Source organism: Veillonellaceae bacterium (assembly GCA_025992895.1).
GTDB lineage: Bacteria > Bacillota > Negativicutes > Veillonellales > Dialisteraceae > Dialister.
Genome location: DAJPGA010000001.1, coordinates 1,993,322 through 2,009,113, shown reverse-complemented (window position 1 = coordinate 2,009,113; position 15,792 = coordinate 1,993,322). Strand labels below are relative to the sequence as shown.

The 15,792-nt window shown below is 50.3% G+C and carries 14 protein-coding genes; all 14 read left to right on the top strand.

All coding sequences use genetic code 11. The features are described from left to right. Positions 1–36 precede the first annotated feature (36 nt). Positions 37–2,616 (top strand): DNA polymerase I, encoded by a 2,580-nt coding sequence (polA, locus tag OIM03_08845; GenBank protein HJI74365.1) that lies wholly within the window; start codon positions 37–39, stop codon positions 2,614–2,616. Between the two features lie 24 nt (positions 2,617–2,640). Then, entirely contained in the window at positions 2,641–3,261 is a 621-nt protein-coding gene (gene coaE, locus OIM03_08840; GenBank protein HJI74364.1) for a dephospho-CoA kinase, read from the top strand. After that, positions 3,258–3,875: a lytic transglycosylase domain-containing protein gene (locus OIM03_08835; GenBank protein HJI74363.1), complete on the top strand. Its 618-nt coding sequence runs from the start codon at positions 3,258–3,260 to the stop codon at positions 3,873–3,875. Before coaE ends, OIM03_08835 begins: the two co-directional genes overlap by 4 nt. Next, positions 3,865–4,566 carry a hypothetical protein gene (locus OIM03_08830; protein ID HJI74362.1) on the top strand — a complete coding sequence of 234 codons (702 nt, stop codon included), beginning with the start codon at positions 3,865–3,867 and terminating at the stop codon, positions 4,564–4,566. The genes OIM03_08835 and OIM03_08830 overlap by 11 nt, the downstream gene beginning before the upstream one ends. A 163-nt stretch (positions 4,567–4,729) precedes the next feature. Continuing rightward, on the top strand, positions 4,730–5,203 hold the full coding sequence (locus OIM03_08825; GenBank protein ID HJI74361.1) for a ribosome maturation factor RimP: 474 nt from the start codon (positions 4,730–4,732) through the stop codon (positions 5,201–5,203). A 20-nt stretch (positions 5,204–5,223) separates the two neighbouring features. Then, complete coding sequence (gene nusA / locus OIM03_08820; GenBank protein ID HJI74360.1) at positions 5,224–6,360, top strand: transcription termination factor NusA; 1,137 nt, start codon at positions 5,224–5,226, stop codon at positions 6,358–6,360. Next, positions 6,357–6,623, top strand: coding sequence for a YlxR family protein (locus tag OIM03_08815; protein ID HJI74359.1), 267 nt, complete (start codon positions 6,357–6,359; stop codon positions 6,621–6,623). Before nusA ends, OIM03_08815 begins: the two co-directional genes overlap by 4 nt. Further along, entirely contained in the window at positions 6,616–6,924 is a 309-nt protein-coding gene (locus tag OIM03_08810) for a L7Ae/L30e/S12e/Gadd45 family ribosomal protein (GenBank protein ID HJI74358.1), read from the top strand. The genes OIM03_08815 and OIM03_08810 overlap by 8 nt, the downstream gene beginning before the upstream one ends. Before the next feature lie 20 nt (positions 6,925–6,944). Beyond that, positions 6,945–9,659, top strand: coding sequence for a translation initiation factor IF-2 (infB, locus tag OIM03_08805; protein ID HJI74357.1), 2,715 nt, complete (start codon positions 6,945–6,947; stop codon positions 9,657–9,659). 126 nt (positions 9,660–9,785) lie between these two features. Beyond that, the gene (rbfA, locus tag OIM03_08800; GenBank protein ID HJI74356.1) at positions 9,786–10,172 is read left to right on the top strand and encodes a 30S ribosome-binding factor RbfA; all 387 of its coding nucleotides are present in this window, start codon (positions 9,786–9,788) and stop codon (positions 10,170–10,172) included. 2 nt (positions 10,173–10,174) lie between these two features. Next, positions 10,175–11,140: a bifunctional oligoribonuclease/PAP phosphatase NrnA gene (locus OIM03_08795; protein ID HJI74355.1), complete on the top strand. Its 966-nt coding sequence runs from the start codon at positions 10,175–10,177 to the stop codon at positions 11,138–11,140. Then, entirely contained in the window at positions 11,140–11,991 is an 852-nt protein-coding gene (truB, locus tag OIM03_08790; protein ID HJI74354.1) for a tRNA pseudouridine(55) synthase TruB, read from the top strand. The genes OIM03_08795 and truB overlap by 1 nt, the downstream gene beginning before the upstream one ends. Positions 11,992–11,997: 6 nt before the next feature. Beyond that, positions 11,998–12,918 carry a bifunctional riboflavin kinase/FAD synthetase gene (locus OIM03_08785; GenBank protein ID HJI74353.1) on the top strand — a complete coding sequence of 307 codons (921 nt, stop codon included), beginning with the start codon at positions 11,998–12,000 and terminating at the stop codon, positions 12,916–12,918. A gap of 1,447 nt (positions 12,919–14,365) precedes the next feature. After that, positions 14,366–15,574 (top strand): PLP-dependent aminotransferase family protein, encoded by a 1,209-nt coding sequence (locus OIM03_08780; GenBank protein HJI74352.1) that lies wholly within the window; start codon positions 14,366–14,368, stop codon positions 15,572–15,574. The last annotated feature ends 218 nt before the right edge of the window (positions 15,575–15,792 follow it).

The window sequence follows — 15,792 nt, the reverse complement described above, 5'->3', positions numbered from 1 at the left end:
TGTAATACATATTGTGTCCTTAAATGGGAGGTATCCATGGAAAATAAATTAGCCATCATCGATGGCAGCAGCCTTCTGTACCGCGCGTTTTATGCGCTTCCTCCGACGATGACGTCGCCTGACGGCGTGCCGACGAATGCCGTCTATGGTTTTCTTCGCATGCTTCTTTCTCTTTACCGCGAGCTTGATCCGGCTTACGTAGCCGTCACCTTCGATAAAGACCGCCAGACGTTCCGCACGGAAATGTATGACGGGTACAAAGCGACAAGAAAACCGGCTCCGGCCGAGCTCGTTCCGCAGTTCGATCTCATCCTTGAAGTCATGCACGTCATGGGCGTTGCTGTCTACAGCCTTTCCGGCTATGAAGGCGACGATGTCCTGGGCACGCTTTCTGCGCGCTATGAAAAGGAACTGCCTGTCGCTATCGTGACAGGGGACCGCGATGCGCTGCAGCTGGCAAGCGAGAATACGACCGTCTACCTCACGCAGAAGGGGATTTCTTCCATGTCTGAAATGACGCCGAAAGCTGTCGAGGAAAAGTACGGCATCACGCCGTCCCAGGTCATCGATATGAAAGCGCTTATGGGCGATACCGCCGACAACATCCCGGGCGTCCCGGGTATCGGTGAAAAGACCGCGCTGAAACTTCTGACGCAGTACAAGACGCTCGACAATCTCTATGCGCATGTCGATGAAATCAAGGGTGCTCAGGGAAAGAAGCTTGCTGCCGGTAAAGACATGGCATACCTTTCCTACAAGCTTGCTGCAATCAAGAGAGATGTTCCTATGGAAACGACATTGGAAGAAATGGCGCAGCCGGTCCATATCAGTGAAATGAAGGAACTCTTCAGCCGCCTCGGTATCAATCTTCTCTCCCAGTTCGGCGAACTTCCCCGCTTCACGGCTCTGGCCGAAGCGAAGAAGGAAGAAGTCGCAAAGGCAGGGGAGAAGGCAGAAGACTGGAAGGATGATCTGTCCTTTGAAGGAAAGGAAACCGCCATTTCCTTTGACCTTGAAGGAACGGCTCCTTTCTATAAAGCCAGGGGTGCAGTCATTGCAGAAAATGGCCATGCCTACTTTGTAAAGCCTGAGCAATTCGCTGAAGCGGCAGAGGCCTTAAAGAAAGCCAAGGTCGTCATCACAGAAAACAGCAAGCCCATCATGGAAACAGATTTCCCATGGGAAGGGATTCCTCTCTTTGATACGACGATAGCCGCTTATCTTCTTGATCCGACAAGAACGACGTACCCGCTCTCTTACCTGGCAGGCCTTTTCAAGAAGCCTGAAATTTATGCTGACGAGATGAAGGACTTTGCTTCCAGGGGCGCAGCCATTTCCCTCTTCCTCCTTTCCATTTATGAGGATGCCAGGGACATGCTCAAGAAGAACGGCGTTGAAAAGCTCTATGATGAAGTCGAGCAGCCGCTCGTGAAGGTCCTTGCCGCTATGGAAAAGGCAGGCATTGCCACGGACACGAAGCGCTGGGAAGAAGTCCACGCTGACATGAAGTCCAGGGAAGAAGCGCTGATTTCCAAAATCTACGAAGAAGCAGGGGAAGAATTCAATATCAATTCGCCCAAGCAGCTCGGCCATATCCTTTTTGAAAAGATGGGCCTTCCTGCGGGAAAGAAGACGAAGACAGGATACTCGACGGCCGCTGACGTTCTGGAAGAACTGGCTGAGCAGTACCCGTTCGTGAAGAATATCCTTGAATACAGATCACTTTCCAAGCTGATTTCCACATACCTTGAAGCGCTGCCTCTTTTGATCCGTAAGGAAACGGGACGCATCCACACGACGTTCAACCAGACGGTCACGGCAACAGGACGCCTTTCAAGTTCCGATCCGAACCTGCAGAATATTCCTGTCAGGACGGAAGAAGGAAAGAAGATCAGGTCGCTCTTCGTTCCGGGAGAGGGTTACGATTCCTTCATTTCCTCCGATTACTCGCAGGTCGAGCTCCGCGTGCTCGCGCATATGTCAGAAGATGAAGGGCTCATCCGTGCCTTCCTCAATAAGGAAGACATCCACAGAAGAACAGCCGCTGAAGTCATGGGCATCCCGTTCGAGGACGTCACGCCCGAGCAGCGTTCGCATGCAAAAGCCGTCAACTTCGGCATCATCTATGGCATCAGCGATTTCGGCCTTGCCCGCCAGCTCGGCATCACAAGGACGGCTGCTGCCGACTATATCAAGGCATATTTTGAAAGATATCCGAGCATCCATGCGTTCATGAACAGGATGATCGAGGATGCAAGAAAGACAGGCCGCGCTGTGACGCTCTACGGACGTTACAGGGAGCTCGCCGATATCAACAGCAAGAATTTCCAGCGCCGCTCCTTTGCGGAAAGAACAGCGATGAACACGCCGATCCAGGGGACGGCTGCTGATATCATGAAGATGGCAATGATCGCCGTCTATGACAAGATGCAGGCAGGAAATTTCAAGAGCCGCGTGCTGCTGCAGGTCCACGATGAACTGGTGGCAGAAGTTACGGCCGACGAAAAGGAAGCAGTCGCAAAGCTTCTGAAGGAAACGATGGAATCCGTCGTAAGCCTCAGAGTGCCGCTTGTGGCTGATGTGAATGAAGGGAAAAACTGGGCGGAGACGAAGTAGCCCGATAGAAGGCAGGAGAAAAGATTGTACAGGATAGGACTTACGGGAGGGGTTGGAAGCGGAAAAAGCGCTGTTTCCAATTACATGCATACATTGGGAATCCCGGTGATCGACGGGGATAAGCTGGCCCGCGAAGCGGTCACGCCGGGAAGCCAGGCCATGGCGAGGATGGAGCAGGTCTTCGGGAAGGAAATCTTCAATGAGGACGGCACTCTTGACCGCCTGAAAACGGCCGAGATCATTTTTACGAATGAAGAGAAAAGGCAGCAGCTGAACGACATCATTCATCCTTATATCTGGTACCGCACGCAGGAGGAGCTTTACCGCGCGCAGGACGAAGGCCATTCCGTCGTCGTCCTTGATATGCCGCTCCTTCTTGAAATCAGCTGGCAGCTTCGTGTCGAAGCCGTATGGATCGTAGAGGTGCCGCTTGAGGTCCAGATCAAACGCGTCATAAACCGTGATCATTTCACGAGGGAACAGGTACTGGAAAGAATAGGCAAGCAGATGCCGACATTAAACAAGCTGAACTATGCTGATGTCGTCATTGACAACAGCCATTCCGTCGAAGAAACGGAAAGGCAGGTCAGGGAGGCGCTGAAGCATGTTCCGGGATTTGCATTTCCGGAGGGAATGGAAGTATGAGAATTGCTCTGAAACGCAGGAAAAGGGAAGTCAGACGCCACCAGGGAAACACCGGGGCTATGGTGTTTGTCCTTTTGCTTGCGCTTTTGAGCATGCTGGTGCTTTTTCTTTTGCATAATTCTGCATTTCTCCGCCCGAGCGTGGAGGTTTCGATCCTGATTGAGAAAAGTGCGGCGGAGCAGCATGTGTCGCCTTCTCTTCTGGAAGCGGTCATCCTGACGGAAAGCAAGTTTGATGCCAAGGCTGTTTCCCATGTGGGAGCGGTCGGCATGATGCAGCTCATGCCGGAAACGGCGGATTGGATTTCCGAAGAAAGCGGCCTTCCGTCGGACAATTTGAGCCGGCCGGATGAAAATATCCCGCTTGGCGCATGGTACCTGAATTTCCTTTTGAAGAAGTACCACAATAATGAAGTGCTGGCTCTTGCCGCCTACAATGCCGGCCGCGGCAATGTCGACGAGTGGGTGGAAAAGTACAACTGGGGCGAAGGCTTTTCAAAAATTGATGAAATCCCCTTCCCGGAAACGCGCGAATTCGTGAAGACGGTCGTCAGCGCAAGGGACAGGCTCGAATCGGAGAGGAAGGAAAAGGAGAAAGAGAAAAATGGCAGTTGATGATGAAAAGTTAAAAGCGGAAAGAGAAGCGCGCAGGAAGCTTTTCATGGACTGGGACATAGAAAAGGAGCTCCCCGCTGATATCAGCGGATACAAGCTTCACCGGATCGACAAGCAGGACGGGCGCATCTATTATGCCTTCGGCTGGACGAACGAGGAAAACGGCTGGGAAGTCCGCGCTCTCTTCGATGAGGAAACGATGGATTACATGGTAAAGATGTACCTGCGCCTTGTGATGCTGACGGAAATCGAGCTCATCACGGGCGACTTTGATGAGTTCAAGAGAAATCTTGTCCTCCTGACGCCAAAGGCCATCGATCACGAGCTGATCCACCGCGAGAATGTATCGGTCCTTGTCAGGGGCAAAGGCTTCATGGTCTGGGACAGCGAGCCATTCCTTCCTGAAACAATCGGCCATTACCAGAGGATGATCAAACCTTCGATGCCGGTCCTTGGTCTCAACGGGTCCTACATCATAGGGGCGTATGAGTGCCGCGAAAAAGACACGGGCATCCTTTTCTTCTATAATATGTACAGAGACGAGTACTACGGCGAGCTTCGCGCCGGCGGAATCCCTGGCATCATCCATCAGTATGACGCCAAGACGATTCCCGAACTGGAAGAAGCCATCAATAAAAATCTCAAGAAGAATCTTCATGCCCTGTATGAAAATCCTGTCATTGATGATTAAGCACGAAGAAACCGGGGGAAAGTTTGCTCCCCTTTACAAGATGTGATATAATAAATCAGTAAATCATGTTCGGTTTATTTGTTTTATTTTATCGTTTATAGAATTTCCTGTGGAGTGAGCCTCGGCTCACTTTTTCTTATATTTAACATTCATAGGAGGGTATATGGCGCACAAGGAAGTCGAGGATGCTGTAGAAAAATTACTGGAACCAATTCTTGAAGCGGACGGCATTGAAGTTGTCGACGTGGAATACGTCAGGGAAAGAAACTGGATTCTTCGTATTTTCATTGATAAGGAAGGCGGCGTCGACCTGAATGACTGCCAGGTCATCAGTGAAAAGGCAGGAGCCATACTCGACGAGAAGGATCTGATTCCGGACAATTACATGCTGGAAGTTTCCTCGCCGGGTCTTGACCGCGTACTGAAAAAGGACAAGGATTTCATCCGCTATACAGGCGAAGAAGTCGATGTCAAATTGTTTGCTCCCCTTGAAGGTCATAAAGGCGTAAAAGCTTTCACAGCTCTTTTGGACGGGCTTTCCGAAGACGGAAGCCTGAAGCTCACGCTGGAAGGCGGCGAAAGCATTGTCCTTGGCAGGGACAAGATCTCGCAGGTCAGACTGCATTTTTCATTTTAATCTCGGAGGAATAATTCATCGTGAATGGCAATTTATTAGAAGCAATACAGAGTTTGGTCAAAGTAAAGAAAGTCGACGCCGATGTCGTATTCGACGCGCTTGAAATGGTGCTGCTCACCGCTTACAAGAAGGAAACGGGAAGCAACGCAAAGACATCCATCAAGCTGAACCGCGAAACCGGCGATTATCAGATTTTTGAAGAAAAGACCGTTGTTGAATCCATCGATCCGGAATCTGAAAATGCAATTAATGAGATCACAGTAGAAGATGCTAAGAAGATCGACAGAAGCTATGAAGCAGGCGATCTTTTGAGCATTGACGTGACCCCGAAGAATTTCGGACGCATCGCTGCCCAGACAGCTAAACAGGTCATGATCCAGAAGCTGCGCGAAGCAGAAAGAGGATCCCTTTATGAAGAATTCTCCGGCCGCGCAGGCGATGTCATCACCGGCACCGTCAAGTGGAGCGAATCCAGAGCCATTTTCGTGGATCTCGGCCGCTGCGAAGGCATCCTTCCATATGCAGAACAGATTGAAGGCGAAGAATTCAAGGCCAATGACAAGATCAAGTGCTACGTTCTTGAAGTCAAGAAAACTACCAAGGGACCGGAAATCATCCTTTCCAGAACCCATCCGGGACTTCTGAAGAGACTTTTTGAACTTGAGGTTCCTGAAATCTACAGCGGTACCGTTGAAATCAAGAACGTGGTCCGTGAAGCAGGCTCCCGTTCAAAAATCGCTGTTTATGCTATGGACCCGACTGTCGATCCGGTCGGCGCCTGCGTAGGACCGAAGGGCCAGAGAGTCCAGAACATCGTCAATGAACTGCATGGCGAAAAGATCGATATCGTCCGCTGGGACGAAGATCCGGCCATTTTCATTGCGAATGCGCTCTCTCCATCCAAGGTCATTTCCGTTTCCGTATGGGATGAAGAAAATTCCTCCTACGTCGTCGTTCCTGACTACCAGCTGTCACTGGCTATCGGCAAGGCAGGCCAGAATGCAAGACTGGCTGCCAAGCTGACAAACTGGAAAATCGATATCAAGAGCGAAACCCAGGCAAGAGAAGAAGGCTTCGGCCAGGCCGCTGAAGAGGACGATGGAGATATCCTCGGAGACATCGAAGAAAGCGGACAGGAGGAAGAAACTAAAGAATGAAGCAGAAGAAGATCACGATGCGCATGTGCGTCGGCTGCAAAGAGCTGAAGCCAAAGAAGGAACTCCTCCGCGTCGTAGCGCTTCCGACAGGAATCATTGAACTGGACAGGACTGGGAAGAAATCCGGCCGCGGAGTCTATGTCTGCGACAACATCGAATGTTTCGAAAAGGCATATGAATCCCACGGGCTGGAAAAATCCCTGAAGCGCCCTGTGTCCAAGGAAGTCTATGACTCCCTTAAGGAACAGATTGAAAATGGATGATCCAGTATACAGGATGCTGGGCCTCTGCATGAAAGCGGGGCGCCTGCTTTCCGGCAGCGAACAGGTCTCTGAAGGCCTTCGGAAAGGCACGGGCAAACTGCTGATCATCGCGGAAGACAGCTCCCAGAGAACAAAAGAGGAATACACGAATGCAGCGGAGAAATGGAAAATCCCTTACCGTGTATTCGGCGAAAAAGACAAATTAGGGCAGGCCCTTGGCAAGGGGGTACGGACAGCAGCCCTTATAGTAGATAAAGGATTCGGAAAGGCGATCGCTGAGAAGATCGACAACCGGAAATAAGAACGGACGGGAGGCTGCTTATGCAGAAAAAGAAGTACAGAGTATATGAATTAGCAAAAGAGTTTAAAAAGTCGGATAAAGAGGTCATGGACGCTTTGAAGAAGAACCATATTGAGGTGACTAGCCGCCTGTCCGGAGTAGATGAAGGGGCGAAAACCGTTTTGGCAAAAGAATTTGAAGCATCCAAGAAACCAGCAAGACGTCCGCAGATGCGTACCGTAAGGTTCGATCAGCAGGGCAGACCGACTGACAGGAAGTCCGGAGAAGCAGGCCGCAAAGCCGCTTACTCGAGCGTGGAGCCGGAAGCCCATAAAGCTTCCGAAGCGCCGAAGCCGGCAGAAGTGAAAGCAGAGGCTCCGAAAGCGGAAGCCGCTCATCAGGAAAGAAAAGAAACCCGCGGAAGAGAGGAAAATACCACGCGCCCCGTAAGAGATAACAGAAACGACCGTCCGAATAATGACAGGAACGACCACAGAAATGACCGTTCCTCCGGAGATAGAAACGACCGCCCGTCCGGCGACAGAAATAACCGTTCCTACGGTGACAGAAACGGCCGCCCGTCCGGCGACAGAAATGGAAACCGTTCCTACGGCGACAGAAACGGCCGCCCGTCCGGTGACAGAAATGGCAGCCGCCCGTCCGGCGACAGGAGCGGAAACCGTCCATACGGTGACAGAAACGGAAACCGCACCAATGGCGACAGAAACGGCCGCCCGAATGGCGACAGGAACGGCAGACCGTTTGGCGGAAACGATCATTCCAGAAATGATCACTCCCATAACCAGCATCCGGCAGCAGCCGCTGCTCCGGTAGAAGAAATCGCTCCGGAAACTACGGCAGTCAGACGTGAAAAACCGGCTAAGAAGAAAACAAAGAAGGACTGGGAAAAGGCAAGAAGAGAAAAGGAAGGCGGCTCTTTGATGGCCCGTTCCCTGAAGCAGGGCAAGAAGAAGAAGCATAACCAGGAAAAGAAGCAGGATACCTATCCGACAGAAGTGACTGTCCCGTCTGCTGTTACCGTCAAGGAACTGGCTGAACTCTTCGGCCGCGAAGTCAGCGAGATCATCAAACATCTGATGGCTCTTGGCGTCATGGCTACCATCAACCAGAACCTCGATCCGGATACCGTCGAAATCCTTGCTGAAGAATTCGGCGTAACCCTTCTGAAACCTGAAAAGGAAGAAGATCCGACGGAATACATTCCGGAACCGGATGATCCCCGTTTCCTCGTACCGCGTCCTCCGATCGTTACGATCATGGGCCACGTCGACCACGGCAAGACGACACTGCTTGACGCTCTGCGCCAGACAAATGTCGCTCTCCACGAAGCCGGCGGCATCACCCAGAGAATCGGTGCTTACCAGATCCGTTACAAGGGTCACAAGATCACATTCCTGGATACCCCTGGCCACGAAGCATTCACCGCTATGCGTTCCAGAGGCGCTCAGCTGACGGATATTGCCGTCCTGATCGTTGCTGCCGACGACGGTGTCATGCCGCAGACCATTGAAGCTATCCACCATGCAAAGAACGCAGGCGTTCCGATCATGGTTGCCATCAATAAGATTGATAAACCAGGCGCAAACCCTGACCGCATCAAGGAAGAACTTTCCAAGGAAGGACTTCTGGCGGAAGACTGGGGCGGCGATGTCATCATGACCCCGATTTCCGCCAAGAAGAAGATCGGCCTTGATGACCTCCTGGAAAACATCCTTCTCGTAGCAGAAATGAAGGAACTCAAAGCCAATCCGAAGCGTGAAGCTTACGGCGTCGTTGTCGAAGCACAGCTGGATAAGGGCAGAGGCCCTGTCATGAGCGTGCTCGTACAGAACGGCACACTCCATGTCGGAGACGGCATCCTGGCCGGCAAGAGCTGGGGCCGCGTCCGCGCCATGAACAATGAAAACGGCCGCAAGATGAAGAGCGCCGAACCGGCTGCACCAGTTGAAATCCTCGGTATGGACAGCGTTCCGGAAGCAGGCGACCATTTCTATGTCATGGATGAAAGAAAGGCTAGAAACATCGCTGAAATCCGTGCATCCCGTGCGAAGGAAGAAGAACAGAGAAGCGTACAGAAGGTAACACTCGACAACATCTTCGAAAAGATCAAGGAAGGCGAAATGAAGGAACTTGACCTCATCGTCAAGGCAGACGTACAGGGCTCCGTTGAAGCGCTCGTTCAGTCCCTCATGGGCATCAAGAGTGATGAAGTCCGCGTTTCCATCGTCCACTCCGCTGTCGGCGCCATCAACGAATCCGATGTCATGCTGGCATCTGCTTCCAATGCGCTGATCATCGGCTTCAACGTCCGTCCGGATGCCAATGCAAGAGCACTGGCTGAAAAAGACGGCGTCGATATGCGTCTCTACCGTGTCATCTATGACTGCATTGATGATATCAAGGCAGCTATGGCCGGCATGCTTGCTCCGACCATCCGCGAAGTCGTTCTCGGCCACGCAGAAGTCCGTCAGGTCATCCATACACCGAAACTTATCGTTGCCGGCTGCTATGTACAGGACGGCAAGATCACAAGCAGCTGCCGTCTCCGCCTGATCCGCGACGGCATCGTCATCCATGAAGGCAAGATCGCATCCCTGCGCCGCTTCAAGGATGATGTGAAGGAAGTCGCACAAGGCTTCGAATGCGGTATTTCGCTGGAAAGCTACCGCGACGTCAAGGAAGGCGACCAGCTTGAATCCTTCGAGCTGAAAGAAGAAGCTGCCACCTTGGAATAATCAGGGCAGGCGTTCTTAATTAAAAAGTAAGAGGCCCGCATCCCTATTTCGATGACGGGCCTCTTTATTTCTTAGTATCCGCAAAGAGCGGAAGATCCTGCCGCATGCGGCAAGAGAGGAATCCATATGTCAGAATTACGCGTTAGAAAAATACAGGAATTCATCAAGCAGGAAGTCAGCCAGATGCTCCTCTATGACCTGAAAGATCCGCACATCGGCTTTGTCACCGTGACAGGCGTCCATGTGACCGGAGATTTGCGCGAAGCAACGATTTACGTCAGCCTTTTCGGAAAATCCTGGGAAAAGGCAAAATCGCTCGAAGCGCTCAACAAGGCAAAAGGCTTCATCCGCAAGGAACTCGGCCAGCGCCTCAAGATTTACTACACACCGGAAATTACCTTCGAAGAAGACAAGTCCCTTGATTACGGCATGCACATTGAAGGTCTCCTGAAAAAGGTGCATGAAGAAGAAAAGGATAAAGCTCCGAAGGAAGATACTGAAAAGGAGGACTAAAAATGAGTCTTGGCAAAGATCATGCAGTCGAAATCGACAAACAGCAGGCTATGGATTTCCTGAAATCCCATAACCGTTTCCTTCTCGTAGGACATGAGCATCCGGACGGAGACGACGTAGGCTCCATCTGCGCGCTGTACAATGTCCTTCTCTCCATGGGCAAGGAAGCCGACATGGTTCTTCCTGATCCCGTGCCGAGAGTGTACACCCTCGTTGAAACGTCTGCAAAGGTCATGACATCCATTCCGGAAAGAAGGAATTATGATGCCATCGTCTTCACGGACCTTTCCAACCTGGAAAGAGGCGGAAACTTTGATTTCCCGGACGTGGACAGCCTCTGCATCGACCACCACAGAAGCAATGAAAGATATACCGATTACCTTTACCTGCGCTACCACTATGCAGCAACGGCAGAAATGCTTGCTGAAATGTTCTTCGACGAAGGAATCCAGATGGACAAGGACACATGCAATGCCCTTTACATGGCCATCGGCACCGACAGCGGCTTCTTCAAATTCAGCTGCACATCCCCGCATACGCTCCTCATGGCAAGCAAGCTGGTAGAAATGGGCGCTGATCCCTCTTACATTTCCAACCGTCTGGAAGAAAAGACGGAAGAAGCCATGAAGTGCTACAAGATCGTAGCAGGCACCGTCCACTCCTATGCAAACGGCAAGATTGTCATTGCATACATGGACAAGGAAGCCATGGATCTTGATGGTGAAAATTCCGATTACTATGCAACGATTCCGCGCTGCATCAAAGGATGTGAAATCGCTGCCCTCTTCAAGTACAGGGGAGAAAAGGAAACCCGTATTTCCCTGCGCGCCAAGGAATATGCCAATGTAGGAAAGCTGGCTGAGGAATTTGGCGGCGGCGGACACTGGAAAGCATCCGGCTGCACCATCCATGAAACATTTGCAGACGCAGAGCCCATTTTTGTCAAAGCTGCGGAGAAGTATCTCTGATGGACGGCGTCCTTAATGTCATCAAGCCGAAGGACTGGACATCCTTCGATGTCATTGCAAAACTAAGGAAGATTTACCACCAGAAGAAAATAGGACACGGAGGGACGCTCGATCCTATGGCATCCGGCGTTCTTCCCGTGTTCCTGGGCCGCGCGACGCGCCTCATCGAGTATGCGCCCATCCATACGAAGAGCTATGAAGCAGAATTCATCATGGGCATCAGGACGGATACCGAGGACGTGACGGGAGAAATCCTTGAAAGGGGAGAAGTCCCGGCGGACACATCCATCTGGGAAGGAGCCATCAGCGCCTTCCGCGGAGACATCATGCAGGTGCCTTCCATCTATTCAGCCATCAAGGTGAATGGGGAAAGAGCCTACAAGCTTGCCCGCGAAGGAAAGGAAGTCGAGCTCAAAGCACGCCCGGTCACGATTTATGACCTGACCATCCGGGAAATCGCACCGCCCGTCATCAAGCTCTCCGTGACCTGTTCTTCCGGTACGTACATCCGGGCGCTTGGAAGGGATATCGGGGAGAAGGCAGGATGTCTTCTTACGATGTCCTCCCTTGTCCGCACCGTTGTCGGCCCCTTTTCTATTGAAAACGCAAAGACGATGGAGGAAATTGAGAAGGATCCCGAAGGTTCTCTCATGACGAGCCTGAAACCGATCCTTTCCGGTCTTCCCAATATCGAGCTTTCCGAAAAGGAAGCCAGAGATTTCCTTCAGGGGAAACGGCTCAAGACGAAAGAAAAAGACCTTGATATGGCGGCTGCCTTCCATGGGGACACGTTCCTCGGCACCGCATACGTCAAGGCAGGCATCATTCATCCAAAGAAAGTTTTTTCGTGAGGAATTATGAAGATTTTACATGCATTGGAAGAAATCAGGGACGGAGAACCCCGCGTTTTTGTCCTTGGATTTTTTGACGGCTGCCACCTGGGCCATCAGGCGGTCTTTAAAGAAGCAGCAAAGCTTGCGGAAGAAAAAGGCGCAGGAATCGGCGTCATCACCTTCTATCCGCATCCCATGAGCGTTCTTGCGCCCGGCATCCGCGTCCCTCTTCTTCAGTCAGAAGAGGAAAAGGCAGAGTCCTTCCGGAAGGCAGGCATGGATCTGGCCGTATTTATCCGCCCGACAAAGGAATTCCTCTCTGAAACGGCAGAAGCATTCCTGAAAAGCCTTGCGGATATTCCAGGCATCAAGGGCATTGTGACAGGAGAAAACTTTTCCTTCGGGAAAGGCGCCTCCGGCAATGTTTCTTCCATGAAATCCTATTTTGAAGGAAGCGGTGTTGGTGTTGTGACAGCGCCCCTTGTTTCAGAAGGCGGAAAAGCGCTGTCGAGCACGACGATCCGCACGTTGATTGAGGCGGGAAAAGTCGAAGAAGCATCAAAGCTTCTTGGAAGGAACTATACGATGTCAGGCGACGTCGTTCACGGCTTCCACAGAGGAAATGATCTCCTGGGCTTTCCGACAGCGAACCTCCGCATGCCCGATGCCCGCGTCCTTCCTGCTGACGGCGTCTATGCGACAAAGACAAGGATCGAAGGGAAATGCTATCCATCCGTCACAAATATCGGGACGAATCCGACCTTTGGCAACAGCGAAAAAACGATCGAAACCTTCATTATCGATTTTGATGAAGAAATCTATGGAAAAAGCTTCACCCTGGAATGGGTGAAATACATCCGCGGCGAAGTGAAGTTTGATTCCATAGACGCACTCAAAGCACAGATAGAAAGCGATATAGAAACAGCAAAGAAGATCCTTTTCTGATGCTTCTTGCAATAAAGGGGCTGTGACAAAATGAGCAATTATTTTGATCACAGCCCTTTTTGCTGGGATATTCGATTAGAAGATTACCCAACACATTTATATATTTGTACCGTGCTATCTAGAAACCGCAAAACCTCGCTTCGCTCGTGGAGATGAACCTCCTCAGTCGGCTCCGCCGCCAGCTCCCCCTACGGGGCGAGCTCAAACACCATTAAACCGAACTTCGTTCGAGATAAGCAAAGGTGTATTTACTTCGTTTTGTCACAGCCCCTTTTCATACGCGGAAGAGATATCATGGATGTCATGCTGCCGTTTCCTGCATATCAGACTATGAAAGAGCTATTGATTAATAGATTGTATGCTATGGATTAAAGAATTAACAAGTTTCTATGTATTTAAATCGTATACTATAAGTTATAAATCATTGTATAATTCATAGACAAGTTATAACTTATAATAAAAATAAATGATTATGGTAACTTTTTATATATTGGAATCTATGATTAAAAGATGAAGGGATTTCTGAAACTGCTGAAAAGAAATATTGGATAGTATTCTATTCAAGAAGTATGATAAGAGCATAGTTACAGGTTCGGGGAAGCCGAACAAGTTATACCGGAGGCACAGACCATGAGAGATCAGCAGATCGAAAACGAAGTTGTAGAAGAAGTCAGACCAGAAGAAATTTGCTTCGCATTACTTGAACTCGTAAGCATGGGAAAACATTAATACTTCTCCAAGAGCTGCCGCCGGGCAGCTTTTTTCTTTGCGGTGTTGGATTTAGGTAAGCGGCTGCCTTGCCTTCCCAGACGGGGAAGAAGGGCCGTAGGCCGGTCTTGACCTTGCCCTGGAAGGGAAGGGGTAAACGGATACAGCATTTCCTCAGCCGCAGGTATATACGTTCGAAACAAACCAGAAATGATTTCTTATATTTCACATCGCCGAACTGTCCCCGGAGGGGAAAGTGCCCAGCCTATCACTTTTCTGATGCTGGGCGAAAGAGTTGCATTTTCTAAGAAGGCGAAGCATCATCGTCTAAGGTTTTCAAAAGGTGCAATTTCTAAGAAGGCGAACCATCCTTTATGGTTTCTAGATAAGACAAATCATAAATAGACTGGTATTCTCTAATCGAATATAACGGCGAAAAAAGGGATTGCGGCAAAATGATTGCATATTTTGTCACAGCCCTTTTTTACTGGCTGAAATATAGACATTCTCTATAAGTATATACATGAAAATGGGAGTAAATAGCAGTATTTTGGTACATTTAAACGATAGCGGCGGCCTCTTCATGATTGACATCCCTTTATAGTAGATTTAAAATAATAACACTAGCATTATATTTGCCTACGATTCCAATGAGAATCTTTGTTGGTAGCGGCCGCAATTATAATATGGAAAAATGGGATTTTCCTAGTCAATTCTGTAGAGTAAAGGAGAGATTATTATGGCTATTCACTTTTCTGAAGTACTGTCTAAGATGAAAGGCTCCGACCTTGGTCCATTGCTGGCTCTTACCGCTCAGCCGGACATTATTTCGTTTGCCGGCGGTCTCCCGGCTCCGAGAACATTTCCTCTGAAAGAATTGACTGAAGTTGCAGTCAAAGTCAGAGAAGAAGACGGCGCCGGCGCTATGCAGTACGGTCCGTCCCTCGGTTTCATGGGACTCCGTCAGGCTATTGCCGACCGCATGAACCGCATGTATTGTCCGATGGGCATGGATAAAGTCGATCCGAAGAACATCATGATCACCACTGGATCCCAGCAGGGTCTTGATATCACCGGACGCGTATTCATCGACAAGGACGACGTCGTCCTCATTGAAAGCCCGTCCTATCTTGGCGCTATCGGTGCATTCGCTCTCGAACAGCCGAAATTCGTCGAAGTTCCGACCGATGATCAGGGCATGATCCCGGAAGAACTGGACAAGATTCTTGCTACAACCGACAAAGTCAAATTCATCTATGTCATCCCGAACTACCAGAACCCGACCGGTATCTGCTGGTCCCTGGAACGTCGCCAGAAATTCATGGAAGTCGTTACCAAGTATGAAATCCCGGTATTCGAAGACAACCCGTACGGCGACCTGCGTTTTGAAGGCGAAGAAATCGCTCCGCTCGTTTCCATGGATCCGAAGCACCTCGTCATCTATTCCGGCACCTTCTCCAAGACACTGGCTCCTGGCATGAGACTGGCATGGCTCGTATGCAACGATGAAATCCTTGCAAAGATGGACCTCGTCAAAGGCTCCACCGACCTTTCCACACCATGCGTCACCCAGCGTGAAGTTGCCATGTACATGGCAAACTATGACTTCGAAGGCCATATCAAAGAAAACTGCAAGCTGTACGCTCACCGCCGCGACGTCATGTGCGACGCTATCAAGAAGTACTTCCCGTCCGATGTGAAGTCCACCTATCCGCATGGCGGCCTCTTCCTCTGGGTAGAACTTCCGGAAGGCTGCGATGCACGCGACCTCTTCAAGTATGCTATCGAAAGAAAAGTCGCTTACGTACCGGGCGACTCCTTCTTCCCGGCATCCGGCAAGAGAAACTACTTCCGCCTGAACTTCTCCTACAATGACGACGATGTCATCGAAGACGGCGTAAAGAGACTCGCTGATGCACTTAAAGCTTACTTGGCTGACAAGAAATAATTGATGCAGGCACTAAAAAGGGACTGCGACAAAATGTGTAATCATTTTGCCACAGTCCTTTTTGTGTGAGTATATTCGATTAGAGGATTAATATAACATAGATATGCAGATAGATAATCTGAAAACCTAAAAACCTCGCTACGCTCGAAAACTACTGTATTCCCGGTCTCCGACCGGACCTTTGGTATGATTCAACAAGAAAGACAGAATAATATCAT

Bases quoted from the DNA above. Each gene is read 5' to 3' on its own strand.
- OIM03_08785 (HJI74353.1), top strand. From the start codon at position 11,998: ATGAAGATTTTACATGCATTGGAAGAAATCAGGGACGGAGAACCCCGC.
- OIM03_08815 (HJI74359.1), top strand. From the start codon at position 6,357: ATGAAGCAGAAGAAGATCACGATGCGCATGTGCGTCGGCTGCAAAGAG.
- rbfA (HJI74356.1), top strand. From the start codon at position 9,786: ATGTCAGAATTACGCGTTAGAAAAATACAGGAATTCATCAAGCAGGAA.
- polA (HJI74365.1), top strand. From the start codon at position 37: ATGGAAAATAAATTAGCCATCATCGATGGCAGCAGCCTTCTGTACCGC.
- OIM03_08780 (HJI74352.1), top strand. From the start codon at position 14,366: ATGGCTATTCACTTTTCTGAAGTACTGTCTAAGATGAAAGGCTCCGAC.
- OIM03_08835 (HJI74363.1), top strand. From the start codon at position 3,258: ATGAGAATTGCTCTGAAACGCAGGAAAAGGGAAGTCAGACGCCACCAG.
- OIM03_08825 (HJI74361.1), top strand. From the start codon at position 4,730: ATGGCGCACAAGGAAGTCGAGGATGCTGTAGAAAAATTACTGGAACCA.
- truB (HJI74354.1), top strand. From the start codon at position 11,140: ATGGACGGCGTCCTTAATGTCATCAAGCCGAAGGACTGGACATCCTTC.
- OIM03_08795 (HJI74355.1), top strand. From the start codon at position 10,175: ATGAGTCTTGGCAAAGATCATGCAGTCGAAATCGACAAACAGCAGGCT.
- OIM03_08810 (HJI74358.1), top strand. From the start codon at position 6,616: ATGGATGATCCAGTATACAGGATGCTGGGCCTCTGCATGAAAGCGGGG.
- infB (HJI74357.1), top strand. From the start codon at position 6,945: ATGCAGAAAAAGAAGTACAGAGTATATGAATTAGCAAAAGAGTTTAAA.
- OIM03_08830 (HJI74362.1), top strand. From the start codon at position 3,865: ATGGCAGTTGATGATGAAAAGTTAAAAGCGGAAAGAGAAGCGCGCAGG.